This is a genomic window from Bacteroides ilei (assembly GCF_900128495.1).
GTDB lineage: Bacteria > Bacteroidota > Bacteroidia > Bacteroidales > Bacteroidaceae > Phocaeicola > Phocaeicola ilei.
Map to the genome: position 1 here is coordinate 2,875,221 of NZ_LT635801.1, position 18,184 is coordinate 2,893,404.

At 42.9% G+C, this 18,184-nt stretch carries 13 protein-coding genes; 7 read left to right on the top strand and 6 right to left on the bottom strand.

Annotated elements, in window-relative coordinates:
- Nucleotides 1-38 precede the first annotated feature (38 nt).
- Nucleotides 39-1,145, bottom strand: coding sequence for a UDP-galactopyranose mutase (gene glf, locus BQ7489_RS12280; RefSeq protein ID WP_072531246.1), 1,107 nt, complete (start codon nucleotides 1,143-1,145; stop codon nucleotides 39-41).
- A 127-nt stretch (nucleotides 1,146-1,272) separates the two neighbouring features.
- Between glf and pdxB the strand changes: the two genes are divergently transcribed.
- Complete coding sequence (gene pdxB / locus BQ7489_RS12285; protein ID WP_072532173.1) at nucleotides 1,273-2,283, top strand: 4-phosphoerythronate dehydrogenase PdxB; 1,011 nt, start codon at nucleotides 1,273-1,275, stop codon at nucleotides 2,281-2,283.
- A gap of 12 nt (nucleotides 2,284-2,295) precedes the next feature.
- Here the strand turns inward: pdxB and purN are convergent, their stop codons facing one another.
- Complete coding sequence (gene purN / locus BQ7489_RS12290; RefSeq protein ID WP_072531247.1) at nucleotides 2,296-2,865, bottom strand: phosphoribosylglycinamide formyltransferase; 570 nt, start codon at nucleotides 2,863-2,865, stop codon at nucleotides 2,296-2,298.
- Between the two features lie 151 nt (nucleotides 2,866-3,016).
- Between purN and BQ7489_RS12295 the strand changes: the two genes are divergently transcribed.
- Genes BQ7489_RS12295 through rnc form a run of 3 tightly spaced genes read left to right on the top strand, consistent with a single transcriptional unit; the run spans nucleotide 3,017 to nucleotide 5,489 of the window.
- Complete coding sequence (locus tag BQ7489_RS12295) at nucleotides 3,017-3,253, top strand: acyl carrier protein (RefSeq protein ID WP_007567505.1); 237 nt, start codon at nucleotides 3,017-3,019, stop codon at nucleotides 3,251-3,253.
- A gap of 15 nt (nucleotides 3,254-3,268) precedes the next feature.
- Nucleotides 3,269-4,534 carry a beta-ketoacyl-ACP synthase II gene (gene fabF, locus BQ7489_RS12300; protein ID WP_072531248.1) on the top strand — a complete coding sequence of 422 codons (1,266 nt, stop codon included), beginning with the start codon at nucleotides 3,269-3,271 and terminating at the stop codon, nucleotides 4,532-4,534.
- 4 nt (nucleotides 4,535-4,538) lie between these two features.
- A complete protein-coding gene (rnc, locus tag BQ7489_RS12305; RefSeq protein WP_072531249.1) occupies nucleotides 4,539-5,489 on the top strand; it encodes a ribonuclease III in 951 nt (316 codons plus the stop codon).
- Nucleotides 5,490-5,570: 81 nt separating this feature from the next.
- Here the strand turns inward: rnc and BQ7489_RS12310 are convergent, their stop codons facing one another.
- Nucleotides 5,571-6,581 (bottom strand): ATP-dependent 6-phosphofructokinase, encoded by a 1,011-nt coding sequence (locus BQ7489_RS12310; protein WP_072531250.1) that lies wholly within the window; start codon nucleotides 6,579-6,581, stop codon nucleotides 5,571-5,573.
- A gap of 150 nt (nucleotides 6,582-6,731) precedes the next feature.
- On the opposite strand from BQ7489_RS12310, the gene BQ7489_RS12315 reads away from it, so the two are divergent.
- The 3 genes from BQ7489_RS12315 to BQ7489_RS12325 all read left to right on the top strand — a co-directional run bounded on the left by BQ7489_RS12315 (nucleotide 6,732) and on the right by BQ7489_RS12325 (nucleotide 11,075).
- Nucleotides 6,732-8,246, top strand: coding sequence for a GH3 auxin-responsive promoter family protein (locus tag BQ7489_RS12315; protein WP_072531251.1), 1,515 nt, complete (start codon nucleotides 6,732-6,734; stop codon nucleotides 8,244-8,246).
- Nucleotides 8,247-8,331: 85 nt separating this feature from the next.
- Nucleotides 8,332-10,263, top strand: coding sequence for an Ig-like domain-containing protein (locus tag BQ7489_RS12320; protein WP_072531252.1), 1,932 nt, complete (start codon nucleotides 8,332-8,334; stop codon nucleotides 10,261-10,263).
- Nucleotides 10,260-11,075 (top strand): DUF3108 domain-containing protein, encoded by an 816-nt coding sequence (locus BQ7489_RS12325; protein WP_072531253.1) that lies wholly within the window; start codon nucleotides 10,260-10,262, stop codon nucleotides 11,073-11,075. The genes BQ7489_RS12320 and BQ7489_RS12325 overlap by 4 nt, the downstream gene beginning before the upstream one ends.
- A gap of 119 nt (nucleotides 11,076-11,194) precedes the next feature.
- Here the strand turns inward: BQ7489_RS12325 and BQ7489_RS12330 are convergent, their stop codons facing one another.
- The 3 genes from BQ7489_RS12330 to BQ7489_RS12340 all read right to left on the bottom strand — a co-directional run bounded on the left by BQ7489_RS12330 (nucleotide 11,195) and on the right by BQ7489_RS12340 (nucleotide 17,926).
- Nucleotides 11,195-13,165, bottom strand: coding sequence for an alpha/beta hydrolase family protein (locus tag BQ7489_RS12330; protein WP_072531254.1), 1,971 nt, complete (start codon nucleotides 13,163-13,165; stop codon nucleotides 11,195-11,197).
- 112 nt (nucleotides 13,166-13,277) lie between these two features.
- Nucleotides 13,278-14,786, bottom strand: a complete 1,509-nt coding sequence (locus BQ7489_RS12335) for a RagB/SusD family nutrient uptake outer membrane protein (protein WP_083580594.1) — start codon at nucleotides 14,784-14,786, stop codon at nucleotides 13,278-13,280.
- A gap of 26 nt (nucleotides 14,787-14,812) precedes the next feature.
- Complete coding sequence (locus BQ7489_RS12340) at nucleotides 14,813-17,926, bottom strand: SusC/RagA family TonB-linked outer membrane protein (protein WP_239496950.1); 3,114 nt, start codon at nucleotides 17,924-17,926, stop codon at nucleotides 14,813-14,815.
- Nucleotides 17,927-18,184 lie beyond the last annotated feature (258 nt).

The window sequence follows — 18,184 nt, forward strand, 5'->3', positions numbered from 1 at the left end:
ATGTGCAAAGTTAAAAATTTTTCGGTCAAACTCCATATTTAGTCCAATATACGTCGGCTTAATTGTAAGGCAGCGGCCACCGTATCATCCATATCGGCATAAACATACTGTCCGAGACGTCCTCCGAAAAACACATCCGGCATTTGTGAAGCCATCTGAACATACAACTGATAAACCGCCATATTGCGACTGTCATTTATCGGATAATAAGGTTCTTTACCCCTTGTAAAATCATCGGGAAACTCGTAGGTAATCACAGTATCAACTTGTGTTCCAAACTCGAAATGCTTATGTTCAATAATACGGGTATATGGTACGTCACATCCCGTATAATTTACAACCGCATTTCCCTGGAAATCAGGGAAATCAAGATGTTTATGTTCGAAACGAAGACTACGATACTCCAGATGCCCACACCGGTAATCAAAAAATTCATCGATACAACCGGTAAACAATATCCTGTCGGCCAGTCTATCCAGTTCATACCTGCAACTCAAATAATCGGTTCCAAGCCTGACTTCAGTTTCCCCCAATAATCTTTCAATCAGTATATTATATCCTCCTACCGGAATACCCTGATAACGGTCGTTAAAATAATTATTGTCGAAAACGAAACGGAAAGGAATCCGTTTAATGATAAACGCAGGTAATTCTGTAGCCGGGCGCCCCCATTGTTTTTCAGTATATCCTTTAATCAGACGATAATAGATATCTTTTCCACACAATGTCAAAGCCTGCTCTTCCAAATTGGCCGGCTGTACAATATGAGCATATTCTTTACGCTGTTCTTCAATCATCGCTCTCGCTTCGACAGGTGTCTTCACTCCCCATAACTGGTAGAAGGTGTTCATATTGAAAGGAAGATTATACAGTTTACCCTGATAACAGGCCAACGGAGAATTTGTGAAACGGTTGAATTCCACCAGACCATTAACATAATCCCAAACCTCCTTATTGTCTGTATGGAAAATATGGGCTCCATATTTGTGTACATGGATATCTCCTACAGATTCGCAATAGATATTACCTCCGGTATGACTGCGCTTATCCACCACCAGGCATTTTTTCCCTCTTTTCCTTGCTTCATAAGCAAATACAGCTCCGAAGAGGCCGGCACCGACTATCAGATAATCATATTGTTTCATCCCTTCAATATTTCTTTAGTATCCATAATCAAGAGTTAGAAAACAAATTTAAAGAAAGATTTCACTTAAGCCAATTATTCTATGCAAAAATAGTACCTTTGCGCGCATTTAGCAGGGAATGTATGTTATGAAAGTAATTGTAGACAATAAAATCCCATATATCAAAGGAGTCATTGAAGCGCTGGCAGACGAAGTGGTCTTCCTACCGGGGAAAGAGTTCACTCCCGAAACCATAAAAGATGCGGATGCACTCATTATACGTACACGCACCCAATGCGACAAACAGCTTCTTGCCGGCAGTAAAGTAAAATTCATAGGTACTGCCACAATCGGATTTGACCATATTGACACTGTTTATTGTAAAGAAGCCGGTATCACCTGGACCAACTGTCCGGGCTGTAATGCGGGAGCAGTAGAGCAATACATACATTCAGTCCTAGCTCTGTTACAGACAGAAAAAGGTCTTGATCTAAAAAACACATGCATAGGCATCATAGGAGTCGGACATGTTGGAGAACGGATCCGACACCTGGCCGGACAGCTCGGCATGGACATCTTATTAAATGACCCTCCGCGGAATGATAAGGGAGAAGAAGGATTCTCCGACCTTCACACGTTGGAACAGAAATGTGATATCATCACTTTCCACACTCCGTTGGAACGGAAAGGGAAATACAGCACTTTCCATCTGGCCGACGAAAAATTTTTCCGCTCATTGGAAAGACATCCTTATATCATCAACACTTCACGGGGAGAAGTAATCGATACCAAAGCTCTACTACAAGCTTTAAATACCAAACGAATATCCGGAGCCGTCATTGACGTATGGGAAAATGAACCGAATATCGACAAGGAACTGTTAGATAAAGTATTTATCGGTACACCACATATAGCCGGATATTCAGCCGACGGCAAACTGAATGCGACGCGTATGGTTCTGGAAGCATTCTGCAAATTTTTCGGGAAACCGATAAACTTCCATATAGAACTTCCAGAAAAACCACAGGCCGAATATAATCCGGATCCAACAATACGGCAGATTCAGACGTATAATCCCCACGATGACTGCAACATGCTGAAAACACATATAAAAGAGTTCGAACAGTTAAGGGGGAATTACAAACTCCGCAGAGAATAAAAACTCCCTTGCTCACTCCAGAGAGTTCACCAGCTTTTCTATGACAACCGGATAATAACGGTATTCCAGCTCATGCACTCTGGCAGCCAACGATTCCGGAACATCGTCCGGAAAAACCGGACAACCAGCTTGAAAAATAACTGTCCCCTCATCGTAGTGCCCATCAATATAATGAATGGTTATTCCACTCACGTGCTCACCGGCAGCCAAGACCGCCTCATGTACATGCAACCCATACATCCCTTTTCCTCCAAATTTAGGAAGTAAAGAAGGGTGGATATTGACAATCCTATGAGGATACAAAGTAATCATTTCATCCGGTACCTTTAACAGGAACCCAGCCAATACAATAAAATCAATCTCATAATCCTGAAGGATACAAGTAGCCTTTCCAGCCGCAAATTCGCTGGATGATATAACCCGACATGGCACATGCATCCGCTCTGCCCGCCCGATAACACCGGCAGTTGGACGGGATGCTACCACCAAAGCAATTTCCGCCGTTTTTCTAGCATTGAAATAACGGATAATATGCTCGGTATTTGTACCTTCACCTGATGCAAAAATAGCAATTCTCTTCATTTTTCTCTGTTTTCGTGCACAAAAATAAAAAAAATGTGCAAAGAATATGCATTTATTTGCCTGAATATTTGTTTAGAACAAGAAATATTTATTCCTTTGCAGCGAAAAATAAACAAATTTATTCTATTTATAAACTTAAAATTTGAAAATTATGTCTGAAATCGCATCAAAAGTACAGAAAATTATCGTTGATAAATTGGGCGTTGAAGAATCAGAAGTAACTCCAGCTGCTAGCTTCACTAACGACCTGGGTGCAGACTCTTTGGATACAGTTGAATTGATCATGGAATTCGAAAAGGAATTCGGTATCTCTATTCCAGATGATCAGGCAGAAAAGATCCAGACTGTAGGTGACGCTATCTCTTACATCGAAGCTAACGCAAAATAATTGATTCTGTCTCTTATGGAATTAAAAAGAGTTGTGGTAACAGGTCTTGGTGCCCTGACTCCTGTAGGCAATACGGTTCCGGAATTTTGGGAAAACCTGCTGAACGGAGTAAGCGGAGCAGGACCTATTACTCATTTTGACGCATCAAAATTCAAGACTCAGTTTGCATGCGAGGTCAAGAATTTCAATGCGACCGATTTTATCGATCGCAAAGAAGTCCGCAAAATGGATTTATATACCCAATATGCAATAGTTGCTGCAAAAGAAGCCGTTACTGATGCGGGTATTGATCTTGAAAAAGAAGACCTGGACAGAATTGGAGTCATTTTAGGTGTAGGTATCGGCGGTATCCACACTTTTGAGGAAGAAGTATCAGGATATGAACATACCAAGGATACAATCGGACCTAAGTTCAGCCCGTTCTTTATTCCGAAAATGATTGCAGACATTGCATCAGGACAGATTTCTATCATGTATGGCTTCCATGGGCCTAACTTCACTACAACTTCGGCATGTGCATCTTCATCAAATGCCATCGGTGACGCTTTCAACTATATCCGTTTGGGGAAAGCCAATATGATTGTTACCGGAGGTGCGGAAGCCACTATATTCCCTGCCGGTGTGGGTGGTTTCAATGCCATGCATGCATTGTCTACCCGGAACGATGATCCGACACGGGCATCACGTCCGTTCAGTGCAAGCCGTGACGGTTTCGTAATGGGTGAAGGTGCTGGATGCCTGATTCTGGAAGAACTTGAACATGCAAAAGCACGTGGCGCGAAGATTTATGCTGAACTGGCCGGAACAGGTGCATCAGCCGACGCTTATCATTTAACAGCCTCTCATCCTGAAGGACTGGGTGCGAAACTGGTAATGAAGAACGCTCTGGAAGATGCAGGTATGCAACCGGAAGATATCGACTATATCAACGTACACGGAACTTCTACTCCGGTAGGTGATGTTTCAGAAGTAAAAGCTATCACAGAATTATTCGGTGAACATGCTTATAAACTGAACATCAGCTCTACCAAATCAATGACCGGACACTTGTTAGGTGCAACCGGAGCCGTAGAAGCCATTGCTAGTGTATTGTCAGTCAAAAACGATATTGTACCTCCGACAATCAACCATGAAGAAGGTGATAACGATGAAAACATCGATTACAACTTGAACTTCACATTCAATAAAGCACAGAAACGTACAGTCCGTGCCGCATTGAGCAACACTTTTGGTTTTGGCGGACACAATGCATGTGTAATCGTTAAAAAATACACCGAATAAAACCGTGTTTAGCAATATAACAGATAAGATAAGACTTCTCTTCCGAAAGGATAAGGAGCCTTATCTTTGTTTTTACAAGATGTTGGGATTCTATCCGAGAAATATAGAAATCTATCAACAGGCTCTTCTACACAAATCATCTTCCATCAAATCAGACAAAGGACGGTTACTCAACAATGAACGTCTGGAATTCCTGGGTGATGCCATCCTGGATGCGGTTGTAGCCGACATTGTCTACAAGAAATTTGAAGGCAGAAGAGAAGGATTCCTCACCAATACACGCTCCAAAATTGTACAAAGGGAGACATTGAACCGTGTAGCTGTAGAAATCGGACTCGACAAACTGATCAAATATACCACACGGCAGTCTTCACATAACAGCTATATGTGTGGAAATGCCTTTGAAGCTCTTGTTGGCGCCATCTATCTGGACAAGGGATATGAAACCTGTAAAAAATTTATGGAAGAACGCATCATCAACCGATACCTGAACCTTGAAAAGATTTCACGTAAAGAAGTCAATTTCAAATCGAAACTGATCGAATGGAGCCAGAAGAACAAGTTCGAGATTATGTTCAATCTGCTGGACCAGTCTTTCGACGATCAGCAGAACCCGACTTTCGAGACTCAGGTAATGGTTGAAAATATCCCCGCAGGAGCAGGTAAAGGATATTCAAAGAAAGAATCACAGCAAGAAGCGGCTCATGAAACCCTGACAAAAATCAAAAATGATCCGCAATTCATTGATGCCATCTTCGCAGCCAAGGCCGAGCGTGAAAAGGAAACGTCAGCGGCCGATAAACCCGAAGATACAGCAGCAATGCCGGAAGAAACCGTAATAATGGAGCAGGAAAACACCTTCATTTCCAAAGAAGGAGACGGATACTTCCAAGATACGGAACGCATCATTGCAGAGGCGGAAGAAATTGCATTCCGGCAAGAGAATAACGGATGATATACTAACAGACAAGGGGATGGAACACCGTCGGATTCCACCCCCTCTTTTTATGCGTCGAGCACAATTTTTCCTTCAGAATCAGCCGAAACAAATACCCATCCGGCGTCCTTGAGTAATAAGGTCATCGTCTTCCGTTACCAGTTTCAACTTTCCCGCCACCTCTGAAATCGGTACAGATGTTATGTCAGTCCCCCGCAGAGAAACCATTTGTCCGAAACGACCTTGTGCAATCAGTTCTGTAGCATGTCCACCCATACGGGTAGCCAGAATCCGGTCGAATGCGGTCGGACTCCCTCCACGCTGTATATATCCCAAAACGGTTTCGCGGGTTTCAAATCCTGTTTCATATTCAATTTCTTCCGCAATGTATTGGGCGGCTTTCTTTCCTCCCAAAGTAGGTATCCCTTCAGCCACGACCACAATAGAATATGGCTTCCCCTTTTTCAAGCGGTTGATAATGGCATCCCCGATATGATGGATATTGAAAGGAAGTTCAGGAAGCAGAATGATATCTCCTCCACCTGCCATTCCCGAATACAGCGCAATCCAACCGGCCTTATGCCCCATCACTTCAATAACCATGACACGTTGATGCGAACTTGCCGTTGAATGTAGACGGTCTATCGCATCCGTCGCAATTGAGACAGCCGAATCAAAGCCAAAAGATACATCAGTACCCCACACATCATTATCGATTGTCTTCGGAATGCTCACAACATTTACTCCAGAAGCGACCAGTTCTGCAGCTGTTTTCTGTGTTCCGTTACCACCAATACAGACTATACAGTCAAAACCGAATTTTCTGATTGTATTCAAAATGATATCCGGCTTGTTTGAACCAGCCGATATTCCTTTTTTCCTGAAAGGCTTTTCACGTGAGGTTCCCAATACAGTTCCTCCCAGATTCAGCAAACCGGTCAATGATTTTTCGTTTAACTGGGTAATGTCTTCGTCCATCAGTCCGCGAAAACCATTGTGTATGCCATACACTTCCATCCCATAATGACTGATTGCCGTTTTACAGACCCCTCTGATTGTCGCATTAATACCAGGGCAATCACCTCCGGATGTCAAGATTCCTATTTTCATGGTTTTCAAACATTTTATAACATCGTAGTAAAGTTATAAGAAAAAAGTGTAGAATTATGAGATTAGGGCAAAAAATCATTCTCCTATTAACAACGGAATTAAGAAATAACCTACCTTTGTAAATTGAGAAAATAGTAAAAAACTGAGCCAATGATTCCAACAAAGTTAATCGGAAAATTATTTGTTTCCCGCCAGAAGGAAATAGATCTGTTCAATACAAAGGCAGAAGCCATTCAGGAACAGGTATTCCGAAAACTCATCAACAATGCGGCAGCTACCGAATGGGGCAAGACATATAACTACAGGAATATCAAATCTTACCATGATTTCAACCAAGTTCCGATACAAAGCTATGAAAATGTCAAAGGATATATTGACCGTATGCGTCACGGTGAAAAAGACCTGCTCTGGCCAGGACAGGTAGTCTGGTATGCCAAATCATCGGGAACAACCAATGACAAAAGTAAATTTATTCCGGTAAGTAAGGATGGTCTGAAAAACATACACTATAAAGGGGGAAAAGATGCGGTAGCCCTCTATCTGCGTCAGAATCCCAGCAGCAGATTCTTTTCTGGGAAAGGCCTGATTCTGGGTGGAAGCCATAGCCCTAACTATAACCTGAAAAACAGTCTGGTAGGTGACTTATCGGCCATATTGATTCAAAATATAAACCCGTTGGTCAACCTGATCCGGGTTCCAAGCAAAAAAATCGCCTTACTGAGTGAATTCGAAGAAAAAGTAGAACAGATAGCCGATACCACCATTCATCAAAATGTCACGAACTTGTCGGGAGTCCCGTCATGGATGCTGGCAGTCATCAAACGCATCCTGGAAAAATCAGGCGCATCAAACCTGAGCGAAGTATGGCCAAACCTGGAAGTATTCTTTCATGGGGGCGTAAGTTTTACTCCCTATCGTGAACAGTACAAGAAACTGATTCCAAGCTCAAATATGCATTATATGGAAACTTATAATGCAAGTGAAGGTTTCTTCGGACTGCAGAGCGACTTGTCCGACCCGGCAATGCTACTCATGATAGACTACGATATTTTCTACGAATTTATTCCGTTGGAAGAATTTGAAAATCCCAACCCGAACATTGTGCCTCTTACAGGTATCGAAGTCGGAAAAAATTACGCAATGGTCATCAGCACTTCCTGCGGTCTATGGAGATATATCCTGGGCGACACCGTCAAATTTACCCAGAAAGATCCGTATAAATTCATTATAACCGGACGTACAAAAAGTTTCATCAATGCATTCGGAGAAGAACTGATGGTGGATAATGCCGAAAAAGGCCTGGCCCGCGCTTGCGCTGAAACCGGAGCTCAGATTCTGGATTATTCGGCTGCACCGGTTTTCATGGACAGCAATGCCAAATGCCGTCACCAGTGGCTGATAGAATTCAGTGTCATGCCCGATTCACTGGAAAAGTTCAGACATATCCTGGACAAGACCCTTCAGGAAATCAATTCCGACTATGAAGCGAAACGTCACAAAGACATTACCCTACAGGAACTGGAGATCATAGTGGCACGCCCCAATCTGTTCCACGACTGGCTGAAACAGAAAGGGAAACTGGGAGGGCAGCACAAGGTACCCCGTCTCTGCAATAACCGTGACATTCTGGAAGAGATGTTGCAATTAAACCAAAATAAAGCTTAAACAGAACAAATGGAGAAACAAGGTTAGAATAATTGTTGCTATATTGACCGCGGTTCTTCTTTACATAACATAAAACTGACTTTAAATGAAACCGATACCCAAATATATCGCTTTGTTACTGGTTATAATCGGATTCTATGCCTGTGCAAGTACCGGAACCCCCGACGGAGGCCCTTATGATGAAGAGCCACCTAAATTTGTGCGTGCAACCCCTGTGCCCAATTCTACCAACAACACAAGCAAGAAGGTCACCATCGAATTCGATGAATTCATCAAACTTGAGAATGCATCCGAAAAAGTAATCATCTCCCCTCCACAAAACGAATCGCCTGAAGTAGCGACCAGCGGAAAAAAAGTTGTCGTATCGTTCATGGACACCCTCAAAAGCAATACTACCTATACAATCGACTTCGGCGATGCTATTGTGGATAATAACGAAGGGAACCCTATGGGGCAGTTTACCTATGCATTCTCAACAGGTAACGTTATCGATACCATGGAAGTTTCGGGAACAGTACTGAATGCCGAGAATCTGGAACCGATCAAAGGCATACAGGTAGGACTGCATAAAAACCTGAACGATACAGCTTTCACCACCATGCCTTTCGACCGTATCTCGAGAACAGACAGTAGAGGAAAATTTACAATCAGAGGAGTTGCCCCGGGTAAATACCGGATATACGCTTTGATGGACGGTAACCAGAACTATCTGTTCGACTCCAAAACGGAATCTGTAGCGTGGACCGATTCCCTCATAGTACCCAGCATGGAAGGGGCAGTACGTCATGATACCATATGGAACAAGATTGATACAACCCGCATTGATACGATTATGGAAATCCATTTTACACGTTTCATGCCCGATGATATCATGCTACGTGCATTTAAAGAAGAAAATTTCCAACAATATCTACTCAAGAGCGAACGTCCGCAGACCTATCAGTTCTGCCTGTATTTCAATGCAAAAGCCGATACCCTGCCTACATTGACCGGAATCGATTTCGATGAGAAAAAACTGCTTGTAGAACATAACCAACGGAATGACAGTATCATCTACTGGATTAACGACACCGCCTTGTGCGAACGTGATACGCTTACTTTCCAACTCGATTACCTCATTACCGATTCTATAGGTAAACTGGTTCCTCAACGGGATACGTTATCCATGTTGAATAAGGTACCCAAAGAACGCCGTATGGCAATGAAAGAAGAAGAGGCGAAAAAGAAAGAAAAGGAACGCAAGAAAAATGAAAAGAAGACCGATCAGGAAGCTGTAACTGAAGAAGTGCAATTCCTTACGATTAACATAGATGCTCCAGCCGAGCTTGACCTTGACCGGAACATTGTCCTTTCTTTCGAAGAACCGCTTGAGAAAATAGATACAGCAGCCATACACATGAGCCACAAGGTCGACTCCACCTGGCAGGATATACCGTTTATTTTCCGGGGAGATACCGTGGTACCCCGAAGATATGAAATTCTGGCCGACTGGAAACCAGGTGAAGAATATAAACTGAATATAGACTCACTCGGTTTCAAGGGCATCTATGGATTATCTACCGATAAAGCCGAAAAGACATTGAAAGTAAAGACACTTGATGCTTACGGAACGTTGTACCTGAATATTGTAGGAGCCGGAGAACATGCAATCGTCCAATTGCTGAACGGCAATGACGGAGTAGTAAGACAACAGCCTGTAACCGACAAACAGACATGCGATTTCTATTTCCTGCAACCCAGTACCAAATATTACATCCGCTTGTTTAACGATGCGAACAATAACGGTAAATGGGATACCGGCGACTACACTAAGAAAATCCAGCCGGAGGAAGTGTTCTACTTCCCGAAAGTATGGGAAATGAAAGCTAATTTCGAGTTTGAGGAGACATGGAATATCCACGCCGTTCCTTTGGACAGACAGAAACTTGACGACATCAAGAAACAGAAACCCGATGAGACCAAGAAGATAAAGGACAGAAACAAGGAAAGAGCTAAAAAACTAGGAAGAGAACAATGATAAGACGAATTCTAATTTGCTTATGTATCCTGACAGGAAGCATGGCAGCCAAAGCTCAATGTGGAGCCGACAATGAGGCTATCAAGCCAGGGGAAACCCTGAGCTACGAGCTGAAATTCAACTGGAAATTTATCTGGTTCAATGTGGGTTGGGCGCAAATGAGTGTCAATGAATCTACATATAAAGGCCAAAATTGCCTCAAGACAGATCTGCTGACCTATACCAACAAGCGGGCCGACCATTGGTTCAAGATGAGGGATACCCTGACATGTATTACAACCCGAGACCTGGTTCCGATACACTTCCGTAAAGCTGCAGAAGAAGGAAAAAGATATACCATCGATGAAGTGAACTTCAGTTATCGGAACGGTAAATGCATCGTCGACCAACAGCGTACCCTGAGAGGAAATACCGAAAAAAGACACGATGAAATGCCTGTATGCGTATACGACATGCTAAGCATCATGCTACAGGCACGTTCATACGATGCAAGCGACTACAAGCCAGGAATCAAGATTCGGTTCTCCATGGCTACCGGCCGCGCCATAGAAAAACAGACTCTCATTTACCGCGGCAAGAAAAATTATGAAGCGGAAAACGGAACAACTTACCGGTGTCTGGTATTCTCACTGGTGGAATATGACAAGGAAAACAAAGAAAAGGAAGTCATCACATTCTATATAACCGACGACCGCAACCACCTGCCTGTCCGTCTGGACATGTATCTGAATTTCGGTTCGGCCAAAGCCTTCCTGACACACATCAAAGGCAACAAATATCCGTTGACCTCTATTGTAAAGAAAAATAAATAGGGGCATAAAATCTGCCTGATACAATAAAAAGAAAGTCGTTATAGTTATTCTTAAACAAGAAAACTATAACGACTTTCTTTTTGTCTTTCCGGAATTATCTCTGCAAAAGACTTAGACTCTTATTGCTGCTTATCCAGCACTTGCTTCTCTATAAAATCAAAACATTCCGAATAGAACTTGTAATTGTTCTGGGTTCCCTTGATTCCATGTCCCAGTCCCGGGAATTTCACGAACTTATATGGTTTACCCAATTCTTCCAACTTATCAGCCATGAACTGTGAGCCACCTATATCCACACGGTTATCATGATCTCCGTGAATCAGCAGCAACGGACCTGTTATCTTATCGGCATAGGTAATCGGAGAACGGTCTACCAGTTTCAATGAATCCGTTGCCGGGTCACCAGCTTCAAGAGCAGTCCAGTCTGGAATATTTGAATGATGATGCTGCCAGATTATGTCACAGAATCCGGCTGTCTCTATACCGAAACCGAACGGGAAGCTGGCCTTATGACCGTTGACCTCACCCGGGAATGTCATCAGACGCATTGTCTCATAACCGCCGTGACTCATACCGAATACTCCTACACGACTGGCCGGAATTCCCAGTTTATCAGCTACATAACGGGATACATAAATCATGTCAATAGTTTCATTACCTCCCAAGTCATGGTCGTTCATTGCGGCAAAATCACGTCCGAAACCGGCACTGCCACGTGGAGACGCACTCAATACATATATACCGGCCTGGTTCAGGATCTGATATTCGGAAGAATATCTGTTTTCACCACCATAAAATGACTCTACCATCAGCAGGCTCTTGTCGGCAGGCAGCGGATTGACAGGCTTGAACAGATAGGCATGAAGGATACGTTGCTTCCCTGTAACCGAATCAATGTCGAATGTAGGTATTTCCAGACGCTCTACAGTTGAATGTACCAGTTTGTCCTGCAAATCCTTCGGAGTATCCATAATCACTTCCAGTTTGGCATTCTGTAAAGTCACACTTGCACGGATTACCTGGAATAAAGTAGTGGTTCCACCTGCAACCATGGTAACTTCATTTCCCTTCACACCGCCTAAAGTCAGACTTAGATCCGACGGCTGTTCAAACAAGACCTCTTTCGTTTCAGGATCGATGAGAATCATATTGGTACGGATCGGGTTACTCTGCAAGGCAAATACATATTTCTTTCCGTCAATGTTGACAAAACATGCATTGTCCAGATTCATCTTATACTGGGTAACCTGTTCTACTTTCCCGGTAGAAAGAGTAAAACTGTACAGGTTATTATATCCGTCCTGGTCTGAAATGAACCATGCCTGATCCGGATTTACCCATTCATCCAGCACAATGCAACCCGACAGACTGCCTTCTTTAGAGGGATCGGTCAAAACCGTTGTATTCTTTGTCGCAAGATCAATATAGAGTACATTGGTATAAGTACGGTCCATATCCTTCAATCCTAACAGCATAAGTCCCTTACCTTCCGGCTGCCAGCAGATACTTCCCCACGTGTAACGGAAATCGGGTGTATCTTCACATATCAGAGAATCCGACATCGCCTTCAGGTCAATGACATGCAACTCATCAAGACGGTTCTCATTCTGCCCCATACGGGAAACATACGCAATCTTTGTTCCTTCCGGATTAAAGTTCCAGGCATAGATATAGGGAACATCCGTAAGTTTTTCTACATTATTCGAACCCGGACGTGTCCGATAAATATTGATGATTTCCTCGTTCTGCTCATCTCCGATCCAGTAAACCATACTGTCGGTCTCGTTATACATCGGACTCCAACAGTTACGTTTGGCAAAATCATAATTCACTACATCAGCAGCATTACGCAGATCAGCTCCTTTGTTGATATCAGTCCACTGCAAAGTCTGATGATCGCCGGTCTTGAAAAACATCAGTTTGCTTCCATCCTTGCTGACCGAAAACAAAGAATAAGGAAAATCCTTGAAATAAGGGGCAATATCAATTGAACGTCCCTCAAAATTCAAGGTCAAATCTGAATCAGCCTGCTTTTGTGCACAGCCTGCCAATACAAGCGCCGCACACACAATCGTAAAAAACTTCTTCATACTTACTTAATACATAACATTATATACAACTGAAAGAGCACAGACCGTTACCTGCTCAATTCCCTAAGGAACCGCATGTACCGTCTGTGCTCAATATCATTAAACTTAAGAATTATCTCCAGTACTCATTCTGGTCGGCTTCCGATGCATTCTTGTTGTAATCCAACTCGTCTGCCGGAATCGGGAACATCATTCTCGGACTATTGGCCGGCAAAGACTTGACTTCAGTCCAATGTTCTTCACCCACACGTTCCAGCGGTTTCTGCAAACGTTTGATATCAGGCAAAGCGAAACCTTCTCCATACAGTTCACGGCGGCGTTCTTTCCATATTTCATCCGATGTAAGCTGGGTAGAAAGTGTACCTCCACGTTTTTCCTGTAATGCATTCAAGATCTGCAGACCTCTTGCCGGATCAGCATTAGAACCTTTCAACAGACATTCGGCTTCAATCAGATATGCTTCTGCGATACGGCACAACGGATAATCGGCAATACCCAATGATCCCTTTGAAGAGAATTTGGCAATGGCGTATCCGTCACGCTCGTCAATATAGAACGGGAAAAGCTTACGGCAGTCGTCCGTACCGAACAGATCTACAAAAGACTGTGTGGCACGTACTGTACCATAACCTACCAGATAATTTACAGCGTTATTTACCAGATAATCATAGCTGGCCTGAGTTCCGTAACCGCTTGTTCCGAAAGTAGACTCTGCGTCTTTCGCTTCTGCTATATAATAGAAGGAAGGAATAGAAGCATATATGTTGGAAGTTTCCGATGTGAAATTGAATCCCCACAACCATTCATTGTTTACCGTATTGAAACCAGACTGATATTCTTCCTGCGACATCAGATCGGAACCGTCGAACGAACTTCCCACAGCTTCAGCATACTTACGGGCATTGTCATAGTCACCCATATCCAGATACGTACGGGCCAGCAGCAAAGCAGCAGCTTTGGGGTTAATAAAATAGTTCGAGGTATTCGTTCCATGTTCATAAGCGTATTCCAGATCCGAAATGATCTGTTTGAGCGATGTACCCAAATCAGAACGTGGAACATCATTTCCACTGGCATCTCCCGGATTCAAGCGTAAGAACAATCCCTGTCCGGAGTCTCCGGCATATGTATATGAAGCGCAATACAAATGATATAGATTCAGGAAATTCCATGCACGCAATCCATGTGCCTGTGCCAGATAATCTTCACAACCTTCAGGCAAACGGTCCGCATTGGAAATGATAATATTACACTGGTCTATCGCATTATAGGCTTTAACCCACATATACGGTGAATAAGCGCTCCACCAACCATCGACTTCACGCGGATACTGGCGGTAATCATACGCATACATCAGCCAGTTATAAGTAGAATAACGATAGTTACCGTTTGTCATTTTCAGGTCATCTCCCATCACGTCCAGTGAAATCTGGCCGATAGTCAGATAATGGAAGTGTCCGGTCCATGAATAAGCACCCATCAGGGCCGCCTTTACCGTTTCAGCATTCGAAACTACATTCTCATCCGTAGTCGACGTAGCCGGATCCTGATACAACAAATCATCCGAACAAGAAGAGAATGCAAGTAAAGATGATAACAACAATATATATTTTGTCTTCATTTTAAATACAAGTTAAGTTAATGGAATCAGAATGTCAGATTAGCACCGATAGAGAATGTCCGCGGAGTCGGGAAAGAGTAAGGATACATCTTATAACCCTGAACACCGAAGATATCCAGATCATCATAGCCCTTGTAACCTTTATCGGTAAACCAAGTACAGAGATTATCAGCCGAAACCCATACCTTAGCAGCTGAAATCACTTTAGAGAAACTTCCCAGATTTTTCGGCAATGTATATGATAAAGTGATATTCTTGATCTTAAAATTAGTGGCGTCATACAGATAACGGGTAGAAAGGCTCGAAGAGTTCGAAGCGTTATTGACCGAATATTTCGGGACATCTGTAATCTGCCCTGGAGTAGTCCAGGCCTTCAAGGCATCTGCATGCATGTTCTGTGCAGGCGTTGTTCCGTCGTGCATCATATTGGCATACAGGTTATCATATACTTTACCTCCAATCGAATAGTTCAGCTGGATAACCAGATCAAAATTCTTATATGACAAGGTATTTGTAAAACCTCCATATACCGTAGGAGTAGAACGTCCCTGACGTTCATAAGTAGCTTCAGTATAATCTGATGTAGTGGTACGTGTACCGTCTTCATTTACTTTATACCACAAAGGAGATCCTGTCTGAGGATCAACACCTGCCCATGTCGGCATATAGAATTCGTACTGGCTGCCACCTACCGACCAGATTTTCTGGTTGTCTGTCATGCGGACATCATTCTCTCCGTGCAAATCTTTGATCACATCTTTAATATAAGATGCATTCAAATCCATATTCCACAATACCGGGCCTCTGAGAATGTTGGCACCTAATACAACTTCAATACCGCTATTGGAAGTCTTGGCTGCATTCATAGTAATAGACTTCAAACCGTTCTGGATAGCCAACGGTACATCAAACAGCAATCCGTCGGAAGTCTTGTTGAAGTAATCGACTGATCCGTAGAAACGGTTCCAGAAACTGAAATCAACACCAACATTGAACATACCCTGTTTTTCCCAACCTAACAACGCATTGGCCAGCTGAGTATGACCGATACCGGCATTGTTTCCATACAGGTAGTCAGCCGAACTGGTCCACAATCCTAAAGATGCATATCGAGCCAGGCCGCTCTTGTTTCCGGAAGTACCGTAACTCAAACGTAATTTCAGGTTGTCAACCCAAGACACATCCTTCAGGAAATCTTCCTGATTAATACGCCAGGAAGCTCCTACGCTCCAGAATGTACCCCATTTGGTATCCGCACCGAAGATAGAAGAACCATCAGTACGCAAACTTACAGATGCATTGTATTTGTCCTTATAGGCATACTCGGCACGGCCGAAATAAGAAATCAACACTTCCTTCGTTGTATCAGAAGACGGTGAGAACGAACCGGAAGCACCGGCCAGTTCCTGCATATCGCCCAATAATCCGCGACCACCGGCATAAAGTGTTTCATAAGTACTCTGCCAGTATTCCATACCGGCCATTACATTGATGCTATGGTCATTGAACACATTGTTATAATTGAACGTATTGGTAGAAGTATACATCAAATCTACATTATGATACTTATCCAGACGTCCGTCGTAAGCCGGACCGTTACCATGTTCCTTATTCCAGTAACGATGTTCATCTGTCGATACATAATCCGGAGAGAAGACTGTCTTGAAGGTAAGTCCCTTGAAGAATGTTATTTCAGCAAAACCGGAAGCCAGCAAACGATAGAATTTACTACGGTTCACATCCATATTAGGAATAGCCAACGGATTGAAGTCACGTGAAATCGGGTTCACGAAGTTATATTGCATGTTACCGTTCTCATCCAATACAGGATTTCCGTCTGTATCGACAACGTAAATCGGAACGGCATTAGGGAATGACAAAGCATTATACAACGGGCTTGCACCAGCCGAACCGGCAACGGTTGTATTCTGGATAGAATGTGAGAATGTAACATTCAAACCAGCCTTCAGCCAACTGTTGACATCTGTAGAAATATTCGCTTTTCCTGAATAACGCTTATAGTCGCTGGCAGGTACAATACCTTCCTGGTTGGTATAACCTACAGAAAAGAAATAACTCGTATTGCCATTCTTTCCGCTCACATTCAAGTTATAGTCCTGTGTAGGAGCTGTACGGAACACAGCATCCTGCCAATCAGTATTCACTACCAGTTTCGCCCCATTAACCAGATTCCCGTTTTCATCCAGCGGGTTGGTTACATTATAGGGGTTATGTGTAAGAGTACCCTGGGCACTCTGGTTAGCCTGCTCCACCGTTTCACCTTTTTCACGATAGCTATTATAAAGCATACCGTACATATCAGCAGAACTCATCATATCGTATGCCTTGTTCAGCTTAGCCCATGAGAACTGGACATTCAGGTTCACTTTAGCTTTACCTTCTTTACCGCTTTTGGTAGTAATTACAACTACACCGTTCGCAGCACGTGATCCATACAATGCTGCAGCTGCCGCATCTTTCAGGATGGTAATTGATTCTATATCGTTCGGGTTAATGGAAGCCAGAATATTGGTACTGGCATCATTGTCCGCTGCCACTTCACTGTATTCATTTGAAGTAGTAGCCACACCATCGATTACGTACAACGGTTCATTGGAAGCAGTCAAAGAGCCCGAACCACGGATACGGAAAGAAGTAGATGATCCCGGCTGACCAGAGCTTGATATAACCTGTACACCAGACACCTGTCCGGCCAGTGACTTATCGAAAGAAGCAGCCGGAGATTTCAGTTTCTCATTATCTACAACTGCTGCAGAACCTGTAAAGGCTGATTTCTTTACTGTACCGTAAGCCACAACCATAACTTCATCCAAAGTCTTGGAATCCGATTTCAGTACTATTGCCATATCTCCTTTCTTAATGGGAATTTCCTGAGTCTGCATTCCCACAAAAGAAACTACAATTGTCTTTGCCGAACTACTTACATTCGGAATAGTAAACCGGCCGTCCACATCGGTAATGGTACCTGTAGTAGTACCCTTTACCAGAACGGAAGCTCCGACTACGGGGAGACCGTCGTCTGCAGAAGTTACGATACCTTTTACTGTAACTCCCTGCGCCAATGCCAATCCAATCCATACAAAAAGAAAGGATAACATCAAAAACACTTTCTTTTTCATAAATCTCTCTTTTAGTTAAACAATATATTTTATTCATTTATTAAGCCGGCGCAAAAGTACAAATTTTATCTATAATACAAACAAAAATCTATAAATAATCATATAAATAAATATTTTTATATTAAATTATCCATACAAAAGATCAATATGTATATTAAAGGTACTTTTTTATTGGAATAAATATACGCATAAAAACCTACATACATAAATTAAATATCATAAATATACAAATAAAAAATATCATAATGTAAATATAAA